Raw genomic sequence first — 14,597 nt, forward strand, 5'->3', positions numbered from 1 at the left:
CACGGCTCGTCCGGGCCAGCCGGCGCAGATCATCTCGATCGCTTACCGTCACGATGTCCGCCTCAAGAGGCGCACGCCGCAATCAAGTCGAACTTCACCGAGGTGTGGGACCACACACTGCAATTTAATCCATCACTTAGTGTAAAATTATAGCTTGATTGCCTAGATATTCGCCATTAATGCTCAAAAACAGAGCATGGCTTGAACGATGAGTAAGACATTGCGCTCGCAGAGATTCACCGTTACCGCCGCAGCAGTCATCGCTGCGGCAGTTTCCATCTGGCCGCTGGCCGTGAGCGGTCAGACAAGGCCGCAGACCAGTGGTAGCTATGACGCTGGGTATACCGGCTCGATAGGACAAATCCGTCAAGAGAATCATTCGCTTGGCGAGATCGAACGATTCAATCCCACGAGCGATCAGATCCGCGGCCCTGTCCATGACAACGCGACCAATCGGGTCATGCCCGGCAACCCATCACCCTCGGTACGATAACGAAGTCAACGATGGTGTGCCGGTCCGCGATCGGCGAATATTTTCGGCGAGTCCGCATGATTCGATCCGCTCATGTCGAATGCCGTTTGGGCAACTAATCGAATAATCCGAGTATGCCCCTGGGACTGGCATATACGCCGGGCGCCGACGTAGAGGCTTGCCAGCGGATCGCTCCGATGATCGCATCGCCGCACCATCCGGAGCGACCGCCGTTGAAGTATCCGCGATAATCACCACCCAATGTAAAACATTGCTGTGGGTTGAGATCGGTCGTATGGAATCTCAGATCGAGCAGCAGGTTCTTGTACGTATACGATAGTCCGACGTTGCCGTAGTTGTAGCTGGGCAGATCCACCGCAACGAAACCAGTCGCGGACGTCTTGGCTGCACCGAGAAAGTAGTGGCCGCCCTCGCCGGAGATCGAGAAGCCGCCCGCATACGCCTCCGGCAGGAACGAGAACCAGGACGCAGGCAGCGTGTAGGCAATCGTGCCCGATGTGTAGGTTCCGACGGCGTGCTGCCCGAACCAGTTCGGCGAATAGAAAATGTTTGCACCCAGGACCCAATCGGATGCCAGTTGGTACAGGGCTTTACCGGAGATCTCGTAGAAGTCGCTGTTGGCCGTCGACAGGAAGGCGCCCGAGTTCGGATCTATCAGGCGCTGCTCGTTCGGATAAAAATAGTATAGAAAACCGATATCGAGCGAAATCTTGTCGAAGACGGGCCGGATGCCGGCAACGAGGTCGAATTCAAAATCCGGCCGCGTGGGCAGACGAGTCTGCCACGTGTAGAAGCCGGTATAAGCTAAATTATTGAAGTACTGAACCTCAAAGAAGCTTTGATAACTGCCTTGACGGTTGGAATTCGAAATACCGCGAAAATTGTAATCGGACGCATACTGAGAATAAAATGAAAACCCGATCAGGGGATCGGCCGCCTTCGCTTCCGGCGGGAGCTCTTTCGGGGCGGCCGGCATGTCGGCGGCCTTGATCGCTGTGCCCGACAGGAAGAATGAAGCAATCAGGCAGCAGCCCCGTATACTTGCTTTTCGCATGCTTGCAGCCCCTTAGCCATCGCCGAAAGTGCGACTCGCCTCAGCGCTTGAGATCGAGCCGCTATTGATTTCCTCACAGGAAACGAACGTTCTCAAGTATGAAAAAGCTTGATTCTAGCCTCGATGTCATTATCGAGAGGCATGTAACAAATATGCAACTTTTCCATGTGCCAACATGCGTAATTTATAATTTTGATATATTTTCACCTTTATAAATGAAAATCTGTTGTCTCTTCTGAATATTTGAAGTTTGTTTATGAATTGACCTTTTTGAATCGCTTTCGATGCGAGTTTATCTTGCGTAGCAGGATATTGTCGTGCGCGAACATGCATTCCTGTATTCTCAGAAGTTTTGCACTTACGGATCTCGCAATATAAGTGTTGATTTTGCATATTTATCGGATAATTTATAAATACAAATCGATAGTTTATATGTTAATATTGTTTTCCTACAGAAAAATATTCTACAAGCTGTTTTGTTCGGGTTGAATGCCAAGTGAGAGCGGCGCACCGTCATCCATCGGGGCGAGACGGGCGATGATCAGATTCTTGTAGCGCGTCAGACCTTTGTACTCCGACAGCTCCGGGGGCAGGGTCGCGAGTACACGGTGCAGCCGGTTGCGCCATTTCACCACACGCTCGATGTCCTGGAGACTGATGAGGTAGCAGCGGATCCCGAACAGGATCGCGTTCGAGCGCGGCAAGCGGAACAACGTCTGCAGCTCGACGCGCAGATGCACCTTCTGCGCGACGTTCTCCGGCGTGACCGTAGTGCGGTCCGGACCCCAGTCGGGATAGTTCTCGGGCGAGGTGTCGAGCCGGGGGTTGACGGTCATCGTCCAGTTCAAGCGCCGGACCGGGCGGCCGTACTGGAGGCGCAGCAGGAACTGGAGCGCGCGGTCGAACACGCCGATCTCGTGCGCCAGGGGCACGGGGCCATGCCATTCGTGGAAGCTCATGCCGACATCGAATTCCAGCGACCAGTCCGCCTGCGTGGTGACCATGCCGCCATCCACGTAGAGGTTGTCGTCGCGCTGGTCCTGCAGGGTGAAGTCGCCCTGCGCCTGCCGCGTGACGTACTCGAACGGCTCGCAAGGCAGCGTGGAGGCGTCGCCGAACACGAAGGACTGGTCGATGCCGAGGGGACGGTTGATCCAGCGCCAGTTCGGGCCGTCGCGCGTCAGGGAGAAATGCTCGGGGTAATCCGTGGCGAAGCTCTCCATGATGATCTCCAGCGTGTCCCACTGGGCCGGCATCATGTGCGGAAGCACGAGGCACCGCTTCGGGTCGTCGTCGAGGACGAGCGCGCGTTCGCGGCACTCGGCGACGTAGTGCTCGTCCACGTCGAAGGGATGCGCGAAGGCCGGCGTCGGGCCGCCCCTGACATGCGGCTCGATGTTGACCGAGTACATGTATCTGTCCTCGCCGAACGGGAACGGGAAGCGCAGTACGCCCGCGTCGCTGTTGCGGTACGAGAAGTCGCCGCGGAAGGTCTCGTCGGTCTTGAACGGAATGCCCATCTCGGCCTCTCACAGATCCAGCACGAGCGATTCCGATTTCGCCCGCGACACGCAGGTGGCGATCATGCGCCCGGCGGCCTTCTCGGCCTGCGAGAGCACGTGGTCCCGGTGCTCGGGCTCACCGTCGAGCACCGGCATCAGGCAGGCGCCGCAGGCGCCGCCGCGGCACAGGCTGGGCGGCTCGACCCCCGCCGTCTCGAGCGCTTCGAGCAGCGTCTGCGCGGCGCTGACCCGGATCGTTCTGCGAGATTTGGCGAGGTGGACGTCGAACGGCTTTCCGCCGGCGGCGGGGGCAAAGCTCTCGCGGTGGATCGAGCAGGCGGGCCAGCCGAGCCGGAGCGCCGTCTCGGCGACGGCGTCCATCAGGCCTTCCGGGCCGCACGCGTAGACGTGGGTACCGAGCGGCCGGTCGGCGAGGACGCTGTCGAGATCGGGCGGTGACCGGTCCTTCGAACCGTGAACCTCGACCGTTCCCTCATGGTCCCCGAGCAGGTTCCGGAAGGTCTCGGCTTCGTCCTCGGCGCAGAACTGGTGGAGCTCGAACGCTGCCCCGCGCGCCCTCAGGGCCGGCAGGTAGGACAGGAACGGCGTCAGGCCGATGCCGCCGCCGATGAGGATGTGCCTGCGCGCCAGGGAGGCGATCGGAAACAGGCTGGCCGGCGCACTCAGCTCGACCGTGTCGCCCGCCTTCAGCACGTCGTGCAGGAAGTGCGAGCCGCCGCGGGACGTCGCGACCCTGCGGACGATGATCTCGTAACGGTCGCGCTGATCGGGCGGCGTCACGAGCGAGTACGCGTTGCGCCAGACCCGTTCCGGCCCGCGGAGCGTGACCTGGACATGGGCGCCCGGCGGTGCGACCGGAAAGCGCCCTCCGTCCTCGCGCGCGAAGCGGAAGCGCTTCAGCGTCGGGCTCAGCGTTTCGATGTCGGCCACGCGTGCCGACAGGGTGCCGTCGAGGATCATGGGTAGGCCTGCTCGGCGGGAGGAACGTCGCCGGGCACCTCTGCATCCGCCTTCACCCCCATGAAGGCGGCGAGGCGCCGCGAGAAGTGATCGCGCACGAAGAGGTTGGCGCCACAGCCGTCGCAGCGCACGATGGTCGTCGTCACGCCCTCGTTGAAGGTCTTGCAGTGGACGCACTGGACGCGCCGCGCGTGCGAGCCGGTCTGCGCGAGGAACACCTCCTGCTTGCTCATCCCCGCGCGCTGGGCGGCACCGTGCACGTCCCAGAGGAACGTCTCGGTTCCGCTCGCGTAGAGGCGCAGGCCCATGCGCTCGTGCCGGAGGCGTTCCGCGAGGCGCCCGATCAGATGCGCGGGCGAACGGAAGCAGCGCCGCCGGTCCGAAAATCCGACCGTGCGTCCCTCCGCGCCGCGCGGGACGACGATCCAAACCTCGATCGCGTCGTCCGCAGCGGGCGACGCCTCGATCGCGTCGTCAGGTGAATCGGAGACCAGCAGGTGGCGCAGACCCGTCGGATCGACGCGCAGCGTGTCGTATGTGGGTCTGCTCTTGATCCCCTGGTCGGACATCCTTCGTGTCTCCGGTCTTCTCCGTCAGGATGCGGGAGCGGCGTCGAGGCGGGCCGCGAGACGGTCAGGCGGCCCCGCGCTCCTCGGCCGGATGGGTGCGCAGCCGCATCGGGTCGTAGAAGGGGGTGCGCACGACGGTCGCGACGAGCGGGCCGTGCTCGCCCTCGACCTGCACCTCGGTCCCGAGCGCCGCGAGCTCCGGCGGCAGGTGCGCGAGACCGAGAGACTTCATCAGGTGCCGGCTGTAGGTCGTGCTGTTGACGGTGCCGACCGCGCGCCCGTCCTTCGTGATCGTCGATCCGGGCGCTACCGCCTGGTCGTGCAGGATCTCGAGCCCGACCTGCCGGAAACGCTCCCGGCCCTTCCGCGCCACGAGCGCCGCCTTGCCGTGGAAGTCCGGCTTGTCGAGATCGACCGTCCAGTCGACGCCGACCTCCCACGGAGTGGTGTCGGGCTTGGGCATGTCGAAGGGGAAGAACAGCAGCCCGCCCTCGACGCGCACGATATCGAGACAGTCCCACGAGGCGGCGGCGATGCCGAAGGGCTTGCCCGCGTCCATGATCGCATCCCAGATCGCCACGGCGTCCCTGGCGGCGCAGAACACCTCGTAGCCGCGCTCCGCCGAGTAGCCGCCCCGGGCGAGGGAGACCTCGCGGCCGAACAGCGTGGTGCGCGCGTGCGCGAAGTACTTCAGACCCGCGAGGTCGAAGGGCGTGTGCGGCTCGAGGATGTCGAGCGCCAGCGGGCCCTGCAGCGAGAGGATGTGGATGTCGTCGTCGCGCCCGGCGCGCACGTCGCGCCCCTCGGTGAAGTTCGGAAGCACCTCTTCGAGGCTGCCGCCCCCATGCGAGACGCGGAACGCCTGCGGACCGTCGCGGTAGACGAGCACGTCGTCGATGAGCGATCCGTTCTCGTCCACGATGTTGCTGATCGCCGAGTGGCCGGGGGCGATCTTGCTCACGTCGCTGGTCAGCATGGCGTTCAGCATCGCCTCCGCGTCCGGACCCGAGACGTTGACGATGCGCAGGCCCGACACGTCGAAGAGACCCGCGCGCGAGCGGACGATGCTGGTCTCCTCGTAGCGGTCGGTGTCGTAGGTCTGCGGGATCGGCATCCCGTTCCATTCGGCGTCGAGCTTGGAGCCGAGCGCCAGATGACGCTCGTTGAGGGCCGATTGGCGCGGAAGATCTTTGTCGCTCATGGTCGTCGTTCCTCTGGTCTCTCGTGCCGGTTTCTTGGTTGGTCGGAGCGGTACGGCTCCGGCGTTCCGTTCCCTGCAAGGCGCCCGATCGGCCGACGCCCTGCGTTTTCCGCGACGTCCGGCGCCGGTTCGGCCCGGAGACGGCCCATCCGACGCGGGACGCCCCCGGTATGACGTCCCGGGCGAGCCGGGGCGTATCCCGCTCCGGCTCGCCCGAACGGGTCCGGTCAGAGCTGGAACAACCAGTTCGAGACCAGCAGCACCGCGACGCCTCCCAGCAGCGTGAGATACGGCAGGATACCGGCCCTCCGCTGCGAGGCCGCGCCATCGCGACCGGCATGCAGGTCCTCGAACATCGCCTCGGGGAACTTGCCCTTGTCCTGGATGTAGTGGCGGAAGCAGAAGACCGGGATGATCATCGCGGCGGTGATCAGGCCGGCCCAGAGCGCGACCGGATTCCAGACCTTCGCGCCGGCGCCCATGAAGACCACGTTGACGAAGGCGAACACGCCGCCGAGCACGAGCACGACCTTGGGCGCCCGGTAGGGCCGCGGGACGTGGGGCGAGTCGATCCGGTGGATCCAGGCCGAGTTCAGGTTGAGGAAGTTGAAGATGATGTAGCCGCAATTCGACACGGCGAGGATGAAGAAGAAGCTCGTCGCATCCGCGCAGGCGATGGCCAGGATCGCGAGGTTGAAGACGAGATCGGTCCACATCGCCCGGGTCGGGGCGCCATGCTCGTTGACGTGGCTCAGGTAGCGCGGCAGCCAGCCGTCGACCGAGCCCTGGTAGAGGGTGCGCGACGAACCGGCCATGGCCGTCATGATGCACAGCACCAGGGCGAGGATCATCAGCATCACGAGGGCGTTCTCGACGATCGGCCCGCCGCCGACCATGTGTGCGAGCGCCGCGGCGACGCCGGAGCCGTCCACCACCGAGGGTTCCAGCATGCCTTCCACGCCGAGCATGCTCTGGAACGTGAACGGAACCAGGGTGAACAGCACGAGGCAGAGCAGGCCCGAGTAGAAGATCGCCTTGAACGTGTCCTTCGCAGGGTCGCGGAACTCGCTCGTATAGCAGATCGCCGTCTCGAAGCCGTAGGTCGACCACGCGGCGATGAACATGCCGCCGAGCACCAGCGTCCATCCGGCGACGGTCCACGCGCCGGGAGCCGGAGCGCTCGGCGCCGCCAGCGGGACGAGCGGGGTGAAGTTCGCCCAGTTCACGCCGTGGATGACGAGCGGGACGACGCCGACGATGAACATCGGGATGACGACGAGCAGACCGATGTACTTCTGCACGCTGGCCGTGCCGAGGATGCCGCGATGCTGCACGGCGAAGGTGGCCAGCATCAGCACGGCGCCGATGAGGAACGCGGCGTTGAGCGACAGGGACACCGGCCCGAACGTGGTCTGGAACAGGGTCCAACTGCGGATGGCCGGCGTGAGGGCCGCGACCGCGGCGGCCGGCTTGTCGGCGTCAGCCACCTGCAGGCTCGCCCCGTGCTCGGCCAGCCACTGGACGACGGCGGGCGAGGTCGCGGCCGGCACCGGCGCCAGCGCGTTGAGGATGTAGGATGCGGCGATCGAGCAGCCGAGCGACAGCACCGGCGTCCAGGCGAACCAGTTGCACCACACCGAGAGCGGGGCGATCAGCTTCGCGTAGCGGACCCAGGCCGCCGCGCCGTAGACCGAGGCGCCTCCGGACTTGTTCGGGAAAAGGCCCGCGATCTCCGCGTAGGAGAACGACTGGATGAGGCCCATGATCATGGACAGCGTCCAGATCAGGAAAGCGAGCTTGCCGGTATTCCCGGCGATGCCGCCGACCGAGAACAGCACGAGGGCGGGAACGCCGCTGGCGACCCAGAACGCACCCGTCCAACGGATGCTTCGGTGCAGCCTGCCGTCCTCGGCGGATGCCGCCACCGCTGCCGGGTAGCCCGGCAGCGGTTTCGTGGTGGATGTCAGTCCGGTGCTCATCGTTCGCCTCCCCAAATCACGCGTCGTGCGGATTCTCGTGGGTTCCAAGCTTCCCCGCCCCTCCGGGCCGGGCCCGAGCGGAGAAGCGACGTCGGTCCAGGGCTTCGGCATCCGAAGTCCTGCGCATGGCCGGACAGAACTCCCGCGGTGCATTGCGCCGCTGCCGTTCGCTGAAACCCGCTTCGCGGCCGGCTTCTTCAAGCGAACGAATTTTTCTTATAGGGAAACTATATTTTTCTATGAGACATGCTGTCAAGCGATATTCTGTAAAAAACTTGATCAGTTCGACCGTATTGCACAAAACATGCACATGGAGACTTCAATTTAAGCAATTCGTGCCGACATGTACCGATCCTTTCAGCGTGTCGGTCGAGAATTCGCGAGACATCCCACGATGATTCCAACGGCGGGTTCGGGGCGGCAGAAAGGTCCGGTGCGATCCTGGTGCGGCTCACGGCTTCCGATCCTGATGCGATGTGCCTCCGATTCGAGCAGATGTTCCCCCGAACGGGCTCAAGCCGGAACGCCCGCCGTAGCGGTCTTGTCCGGCGTCGTTTCGCGGTCGAGCGGCGCCGGATTTGGCGTGGGCGTCGGCGCCTCGGCGCGGACGCGGGTCTTCTTCGGGTCGAAATGCGGGAAAGCGACGAGTTTCGCCGCGATCCGTTTCTGATGCCCGTCGAGCTTCCCGATCTCGACGTCCCGGTCCTCGGTCGCGGCCGACACGTCGAGGCGGGCCAGGGCGATCGTCCTGCCGAGGATCGGCGAGCGTGTTGCGCTGGTGACCACGCCCACCTGCGTACGCCCGTCGTAGACCGGGTCCCCATGGCCGACATCCTCGTTGCCGGAAACGTCGAGGCCGACCAGACGGCGATGCGGATTGTCGCGTCTGCGCGCGATCGCCTCCGAGCCGACGAACGGGTCCGGCTTGTCCTTCGGAACCGTGAAGCCGATCCCCGCCTCGAACGGATCGGTCTGGTCGCAGAAGTCGTGGCCGGCGAAGACGAGACCGGCTTCGATCCGCACCATGTCGAGCGCGGCCAGCCCCATCGGCATCAGCCCGTGCGGCGCCCCGGCCTCCATGATCGCGTCCCAGATCGCCGGAGCTTGGCTCGGGTGGCACCACACCTCGTAGCCGAGTTCGCCCGTGTAGCCGGTCCGCGAGACCACGACCGGGATGCCGCCGATCCGTCCCACGGTGAACCGGAACCACTTCAGCTCGTCGACCGTGGGCTCCTGCGGCGGCGTCACGACGAGGCCCGACAGGATCGTGCGCGATCGCGGCCCCTGCACGGCGACGTTGTGCAACTGGTCGGTCGAGCTCTTGATCCAGACCTTGAGCTTGCGCTCCTCCGCGAGCTTGCGGAGCCAGAGGCCGGAATACTCGTCGCCGCAGACCCAGCGGAAGTTGTGCCGGCCGATGCGGAACAGCGTGCCGTCGTCGATCATGCCGCCGTGCGCGTTGCACATCGCGGTGTAGACGATCTGGTTGACGGCGAGCTTGCGGACGTTGCGGGTAACCGCGAGTTGCATCAGATCCTCGGCATCCGGCCCGATGATCTCGAACTTCCGCAGCGCGGACAGGTCCATGATCGTCGCCCGCTCGCGGCACGCCCAGTATTCCTCGATCGGCCCGGCGGCGTTGAAGCAGGTCGGAACCCAGAAGCCGCGGTAATCCTCGAGCTTTCGCGTCAGGGCGGAGGTGCGCGGGTGGAAGCCCGACTCGCGGGTCAGGCGCGGCTCGGCATCGGGGGTCATGCGGTGGCTCATACCCTTTGGAAAGGCGCTCGCGGCGTCGTAGACCCGAACGTGGATATCCGTCGGTTCCCAGCCGTTGGCGGGATCGATGTCGTCCGCGCAGGATGACGTGGCGCAAACGAGATCCGTCAGCGCGCGCAGCAGCACGTAGTCGCCCGGTCGCGACCACGGTTCGTCCAGCGTGATCCGGTCATCGGTGCCCGGGATCGTGTTGTAGAAGAAATTGATCGCCGGCCAGCCCTTCTTCGGCTGCACGCCATACGCACCGAGCGCAGCGTTGAAGTTGTCGGTGCAATTCGAGTGGCCGGGATAGCCCATGTCCTCGTAATACTTCGCCGAGCAGGCGAGCATGAATGTATCGTGGCGGCCGACCGTGTCCTGGATGACCTCGACCAGAGGGCACATGCGTGCATCGAAATACTTCGACAGCAGGCCCGGCTTCGGTGCCGACGAGCCCATCAGGGTGCGGGTCGTCGTCGCGTCGAGCCCGTATTCCCGCCCCTCTGACAGCTCGGCGGCGTCGAAAGCGAGGAAGTCGGCGCACTGGCGGCCATCCACGTCGATGATCTGGATGTACTGCCCCGCCTTGACCGTATAGGCCTCCGCCGTCGCGGCCTTGACCCTCCGATCGAGAAGCGGCGGCGCGAGCGGCGGCGGGGCACGCCCGTCGAGCGCCGTCGCCGGCTCGATCTCCACGCGCAGGTCGGTCGGCGGATTCTGCGCATCCGGCTGCATCGCGGCGCCGGGAACCACCAGAACGCAGACGGTCGCGGACGCCGCGGTCGCGTGGAAGGCGCTGCCCGGCCCGGATTCCTCGGGAAAGAGGATGTGCTTCTCGAGATCCGATGCGGCGAGGCCACGTGTGCGCAAAGCCGCCTCGATCGTCCGGACATCCGCCGGCACGTCGTCGTCGCTCACAAGGAAGGCGTCTTCGGCAGAACCGGTCGCCCGCCGCCCGTTCAGGGCGCCGGGCTGGACGTACAGAAAGGCGGGCTGAAGCCCCTCGGGATCGACGATCCGCAAACGGTCCCCCGCCTGCAGTTCGAAGATGGAGCCGGAGCCTCCGCGCGCGACGAGCGACATCTTCCTGGCCCGCGGGCGGTCTGCCCTCTCGTCGACGGATGGCGGTTGCAACCAGATCTGGTTCATCGCTCGATCTCACCCCAACGTACGCACCCGGACGGGGCGGGCGGCACGTGGCGCGACGTGCCGCCCGCCCCGAGCGTCGTTACTCGGCCGCTTGCGGCAGGCTCATGAAGGCTTCCAGAGAATCGTCCATCGCCTTCATCCACGTCGTGTGGTGGGCAGGCGACAGCGTTCCCGTGATCGTGGAGCGATACGACCGGTCCCGATAGGTCAGGATGCCTTCCATCTTGTGGTGCTCCCACTCCTTGAACAGGCCCGCGACCTTGTCGACGTCGAGATGCGGGTAGTCGGTCGCCTGAAGGAGCTCGCGCACGTACTCGGTCTGGAAGTCGATCGCCTCGAACGGATTGGTGAGCGTGTCCTGATAGGCAAGCCACTTGGCGGTATCGGCGGCCTGTTCCTCGCGGCTCGGCAGGGTGATCCGACCCATCATGACGTCACGCGCATACCACGCCTGGGCATCGAACATGTTGTAGGTGTAGTATTGGTCCTGCATCCCGAGGTAGATCAGCTTCGGGTTCGACAGCCAGAAGATGCCCTTGTAGAGGCCGGCCGGGTAGAGACAGTTATGCGTCTTGAGGCGCAGCTCGTCCGGCAGGAACGGGTATGTGTGCTGGTAGCCGGTGCAGAGGATGACGGCGTCGACCTCGGCCTGCGAGCCGTCCTTGAAGTGAGCGACCTTGCCTTCGAACCTCGTCACGAGCGGCTTCTCGACGAAACCTTCCGGCCATGCAAAGCCCATCGGCTTCGACCGGTAGCTGAAGGTGATCGATTTGGCGCCGTACTTGATGCACTGCGTGCCGATGTCCTCGGCCGAGTAGCTCGAACCGATCATCAACAGCCGCTTGCCGGCGAACTCGTCCGCGACGCGGAAGTCATGCGCGTGCATGACGCGCCCCGGGAAGTGATCGATCCCCTCGAAATGCGGAACGTTCGGAACGGAGAAATGGCCGTTCGCGACGACGACGTGGTCGAACTCCTCGACTTGGTGCTCGTCGGCGATCAGATCCTTCGCGGTCACCGTGAACTTGCCGGTCTCCGCGGAGTAGCCGACCCAGCGGACCGGTGTCTTGAAGCGGATGTACTTGCGCACGTCGCTGCGCTCGACGCGGCCGGCGATGTAGTCGTGAAGGACGGCGCGCGGTGGGTAGGACGGGATCGGACGGCCGAAATGCTCCTCGAAAGAGTAGTCGGCGAATTCCAGGCACTCCTTGGGGCCGTTCGACCAGAGGTAGCGGTACATGCTGCCGTGGACCGGCTCGCCGCTCTCGTCGAGGCCCGTGCGCCAAGTGTAGTTCCACAGGCCGCCCCAGTTCGCCTGCTTCTCGAAGCAGACCAGTTCCGGAATCTCGTGCCCCGCCCGCCGCGCGGTCTCGAAGGCCCGCAACTGCGCAAGGCCGCTCGGCCCCGCCCCGATGATCGCCACCCTCTTCTTCGTCATCTGATCCTCGTGTCGGTCTAGACTGGCAAAGCAGCTACGCGCTCATCGCGGTTCGCTGGCCGGTAGGGCGATCGATCGTTGCGCCGTGCCGTCGGATACCTGAGGCGATGGCTCGCGCAGGATCGGAAGCTTCACGCCACATCGCACGCGCGCCCAGACCAAACTCGCGTGAAAGCTTGGAAGGGATGGTCGTGCGGCGCTTCATGAAGCCTTCTCCAAAGGTGCATCGAAGTGCGAGAATATTCGTCTCTTGCGGCCATTCCTGATGAGAAAATTTCTAGAACTTGGGTAAACGCCTGCGCAATGGTGACCGTTGGCACTACCGAAATCGTGCCTATTTCCCGTGCGCCTCAAGCGGCCGGATGCCCGAAAACAGTGCTGCCACCGGGGCCGAGCGCCTAAAACTTGCGCCATAACCCGACGCGGGAAGGTGTCGGACCGCGCGGAGGCGAGGGCCGCTCCGTGAGTGCCTCACCAAACTCCCGGTCGGCGACCGCCCTCGCTCTGGCGGCGACGGCGCGGCGGGCGTTTCGTGAGAGTCACTGAGTGCCGGCCCGGCTTGGGGGGGATGCGTGGCTGGGGTAATACGTTGGAGGGTAGGACCCAAAGCGTGATCGAGCGGATGTCGGCTGCTGAGCGTGCGCCAAACCGTATCGCGACCCGGAGCGCGCGATGATCGGGAGATTCACCAAGAGCTTCGGCTCCAAGCGGCGCGACGACGGGTTGTTGAGATGAGCGATGAGACCTCCCCCGGCGAGCCGATCAAGCTGACCGACACACAATGGTTTCGCGCGCTCGGCGACGTCGCGACCTCGATCGGTACGGAGAGCTTTCATCGGCACCTCCTTTCTCTGCTCCGGCGGTGCATCAGAAATGACTCGGGCTGGATTATCCGTTATTCCAGAGTGTCTCCTCCAGATGTTTTGTATACGTCCGGAGTTTCACAGAACATTGTCGATTTTTACAATAATAACTGCCTAAGAATTGACCCTTTTTCTCTAACTTGGAAAAATACTGGCATAAATGGTGTTTTGACCCTGTCGGAACTGAACAAAACTAGCCCGGAAGCAATTATATACAGTAATATCTTCAAGCCTGCAGCAAACATATCCGACGAGCTTGGGATGTTCTTTTCGACGGTCGGGCATTGCTGCTTCGGGCTGTTTCTCGAGCGTGAGCGTGGTTTTTTCTCACGGGCGGACATCAGGCGCGCGGAGCTGATCTTTCCGGCGCTCGAAGGCTATCACCGCAGCCATCTCGGGCTGCTGTTCAACACCCTCCGCTACACCAACGGCACCGAGGCGGGCGACCTGACCAACAGGCCGACCCTGATCCGTGACAGGCACAAGGTCGACGTCTTCTCGAACACGTCCTGGAGGCAGGCGGTCGAGGCGGACGCGTCCCTGGTACCGCTCCTGGAGGGGTTCGACCCGATCGGGGGCGTGCAGAGCCTCTGTTCGCGAGACTACATCCTGACCTCGGAGGCGTTCGACCGGGATTTCTCGCTGGCGCCGGGCGGCCGGATCTTCATGCTGCAGCCGAGGGCCCAGCTTCAGGACGAAGGAGCGAACCATCAGGCCGTCGCCGACATGCTCTCGGCCCTCACCCCCCGGGAGCGGGACATTCTCAGCCTGACGATGAGCGGTCAGAGTACAGGGCAGATCGCGCAGCACCTGAAGATCACCAAGGGAACGGTCAAGAACTGCAAGCTGCGTCTCTACCGGAAGGTCGGCGTCAGCTCGGAGCGCGATCTCATCCGGATGTTCGGCAAGCTTTACAATACATGAGGTTTGCCTCGAAAATTTCCGAGACTCTCCTCTGCGGAGTGCCATTGCCTCAAGGCGCGGGCAGGACAAAGCGCCGTTTGTCTGGCTGCCGGCATTTCGGACCGGCCCTATCGAGAGGCTGCGACATGCCGGCGGCCGTGGGTAGCCTGAAGGCCGGATCCGGGAACGTGACGGGCACAGGCGGCCAGCGACCTCGATGGCCGGCCGGCATTGTCCGCCGCCGGAGAGGGCCCGGTGCATCCTTCGGCATCCACCAGCGCCACGCGTTTGCGGCCGACCAGCTTCTTGGCGCCATCGTAGCCGCGCGGTCCGCGCACCCCGAGGCACTTGATGCTTTGCGTGTCGATGATGGCCAGCCGTGGTTCTGGTCGACGCCCACAGCGCCGCCGCTGTCGGCGCGCCAGAGCGCGCATCAGGCTCTCGAACAGCCCCTTCTCGATCCAGCGCCGGAACCAGCCGTAGACCGTGCGCCAGGGCGGAAAGCCAGCCGGCAGCGCCCGCCACCCTCCGCCCGTCCGCAGGTGCCAGGCGATCCCCGCCAGCGCCCGGCGCACGGGCGTCGCATCCTGACGGCTGGGCGGATCGGCTCGTTCCAAGAAGCGAGCCACCTCGTCCAAGCCTGCTTGCAGCACCATGTCCTTCAGACGCGCCTCATGACGCGTCCGATGTCGGTCCGTCCACATCTGCTC

The 14,597-nt window shown here is 64.1% G+C and carries 10 protein-coding genes; 1 reads left to right on the top strand and 9 read right to left on the bottom strand.

Features of this window, described 5'->3' with window-relative positions; translation table 11 throughout:
- Positions 1 to 587: 587 nt before the first annotated feature.
- The 8 genes from PGN25_11175 to PGN25_11210 form a co-directional block, all read right to left on the bottom strand.
- The gene (locus PGN25_11175) at positions 588 to 1,547 is read right to left on the bottom strand and encodes a hypothetical protein (protein ID MEH3118126.1); all 960 of its coding nucleotides are present in this window, start codon (positions 1,545 to 1,547) and stop codon (positions 588 to 590) included.
- 464 nt (positions 1,548 to 2,011) lie between these two features.
- Positions 2,012 to 3,067: a DUF3445 domain-containing protein gene (locus PGN25_11180; protein ID MEH3118127.1), complete on the bottom strand. Its 1,056-nt coding sequence runs from the start codon at positions 3,065 to 3,067 to the stop codon at positions 2,012 to 2,014.
- A 9-nt stretch (positions 3,068 to 3,076) separates the two neighbouring features.
- Entirely contained in the window at positions 3,077 to 4,030 is a 954-nt protein-coding gene (locus tag PGN25_11185) for a PDR/VanB family oxidoreductase (GenBank protein ID MEH3118128.1), read from the bottom strand.
- Entirely contained in the window at positions 4,027 to 4,599 is a 573-nt protein-coding gene (locus tag PGN25_11190; GenBank protein ID MEH3118129.1) for a dimethylamine monooxygenase subunit DmmA family protein, read from the bottom strand. Before PGN25_11190 ends, PGN25_11185 begins: the two co-directional genes overlap by 4 nt.
- A gap of 64 nt (positions 4,600 to 4,663) precedes the next feature.
- Entirely contained in the window at positions 4,664 to 5,800 is a 1,137-nt protein-coding gene (locus tag PGN25_11195; GenBank protein MEH3118130.1) for an aminomethyltransferase family protein, read from the bottom strand.
- Positions 5,801 to 6,027: 227 nt separating this feature from the next.
- Positions 6,028 to 7,779, bottom strand: a complete 1,752-nt coding sequence (locus PGN25_11200; GenBank protein ID MEH3118131.1) for an APC family permease — start codon at positions 7,777 to 7,779, stop codon at positions 6,028 to 6,030.
- Positions 7,780 to 8,292: 513 nt separating this feature from the next.
- Complete coding sequence (locus PGN25_11205) at positions 8,293 to 10,617, bottom strand: DUF1989 domain-containing protein (protein MEH3118132.1); 2,325 nt, start codon at positions 10,615 to 10,617, stop codon at positions 8,293 to 8,295.
- Between the two features lie 145 nt (positions 10,618 to 10,762).
- Positions 10,763 to 12,121: an NAD(P)/FAD-dependent oxidoreductase gene (locus PGN25_11210; protein ID MEH3118133.1), complete on the bottom strand. Its 1,359-nt coding sequence runs from the start codon at positions 12,119 to 12,121 to the stop codon at positions 10,763 to 10,765.
- A gap of 731 nt (positions 12,122 to 12,852) precedes the next feature.
- On the opposite strand from PGN25_11210, the gene PGN25_11215 reads away from it, so the two are divergent.
- Positions 12,853 to 13,908 carry a LuxR C-terminal-related transcriptional regulator gene (locus PGN25_11215; protein ID MEH3118134.1) on the top strand — a complete coding sequence of 352 codons (1,056 nt, stop codon included), beginning with the start codon at positions 12,853 to 12,855 and terminating at the stop codon, positions 13,906 to 13,908.
- Positions 13,909 to 14,015: 107 nt separating this feature from the next.
- On the opposite strand, the gene PGN25_11220 is transcribed toward PGN25_11215, so the two are convergent.
- Positions 14,016 to 14,543 carry a transposase gene (locus PGN25_11220; GenBank protein MEH3118135.1) on the bottom strand — a complete coding sequence of 176 codons (528 nt, stop codon included), beginning with the start codon at positions 14,541 to 14,543 and terminating at the stop codon, positions 14,016 to 14,018.
- Positions 14,544 to 14,597: the final 54 nt, after the last annotated feature.

Origin of the sequence: Methylorubrum populi, assembly GCA_036946625.1 — a bacterium.
GTDB lineage: Bacteria > Pseudomonadota > Alphaproteobacteria > Rhizobiales > Beijerinckiaceae > Methylobacterium > Methylobacterium populi_C.

What these genes read in the sequence shown, in the direction of transcription:
- PGN25_11175 (MEH3118126.1), bottom strand. Translation starts at nt 1,547, where the DNA reads ATGCGAAAAGCAAGTATACGGGGCTGCTGCCTGATTGCTTCATTCTTC.
- PGN25_11180 (MEH3118127.1), bottom strand. Translation starts at nt 3,067, where the DNA reads ATGGGCATTCCGTTCAAGACCGACGAGACCTTCCGCGGCGACTTCTCG.
- PGN25_11185 (MEH3118128.1), bottom strand. Translation starts at nt 4,030, where the DNA reads ATGATCCTCGACGGCACCCTGTCGGCACGCGTGGCCGACATCGAAACG.
- PGN25_11190 (MEH3118129.1), bottom strand. Translation starts at nt 4,599, where the DNA reads ATGTCCGACCAGGGGATCAAGAGCAGACCCACATACGACACGCTGCGC.
- PGN25_11195 (MEH3118130.1), bottom strand. Translation starts at nt 5,800, where the DNA reads ATGAGCGACAAAGATCTTCCGCGCCAATCGGCCCTCAACGAGCGTCAT.
- PGN25_11200 (MEH3118131.1), bottom strand. Translation starts at nt 7,779, where the DNA reads ATGAGCACCGGACTGACATCCACCACGAAACCGCTGCCGGGCTACCCG.
- PGN25_11205 (MEH3118132.1), bottom strand. Translation starts at nt 10,617, where the DNA reads ATGTCGCTCGTCGCGCGCGGAGGCTCCGGCTCCATCTTCGAACTGCAG.
- PGN25_11210 (MEH3118133.1), bottom strand. Translation starts at nt 12,121, where the DNA reads ATGACGAAGAAGAGGGTGGCGATCATCGGGGCGGGGCCGAGCGGCCTT.
- PGN25_11215 (MEH3118134.1), top strand. Translation starts at nt 12,853, where the DNA reads ATGAGCGATGAGACCTCCCCCGGCGAGCCGATCAAGCTGACCGACACA.
- PGN25_11220 (MEH3118135.1), bottom strand. Translation starts at nt 14,543, where the DNA reads ATGGTGCTGCAAGCAGGCTTGGACGAGGTGGCTCGCTTCTTGGAACGA.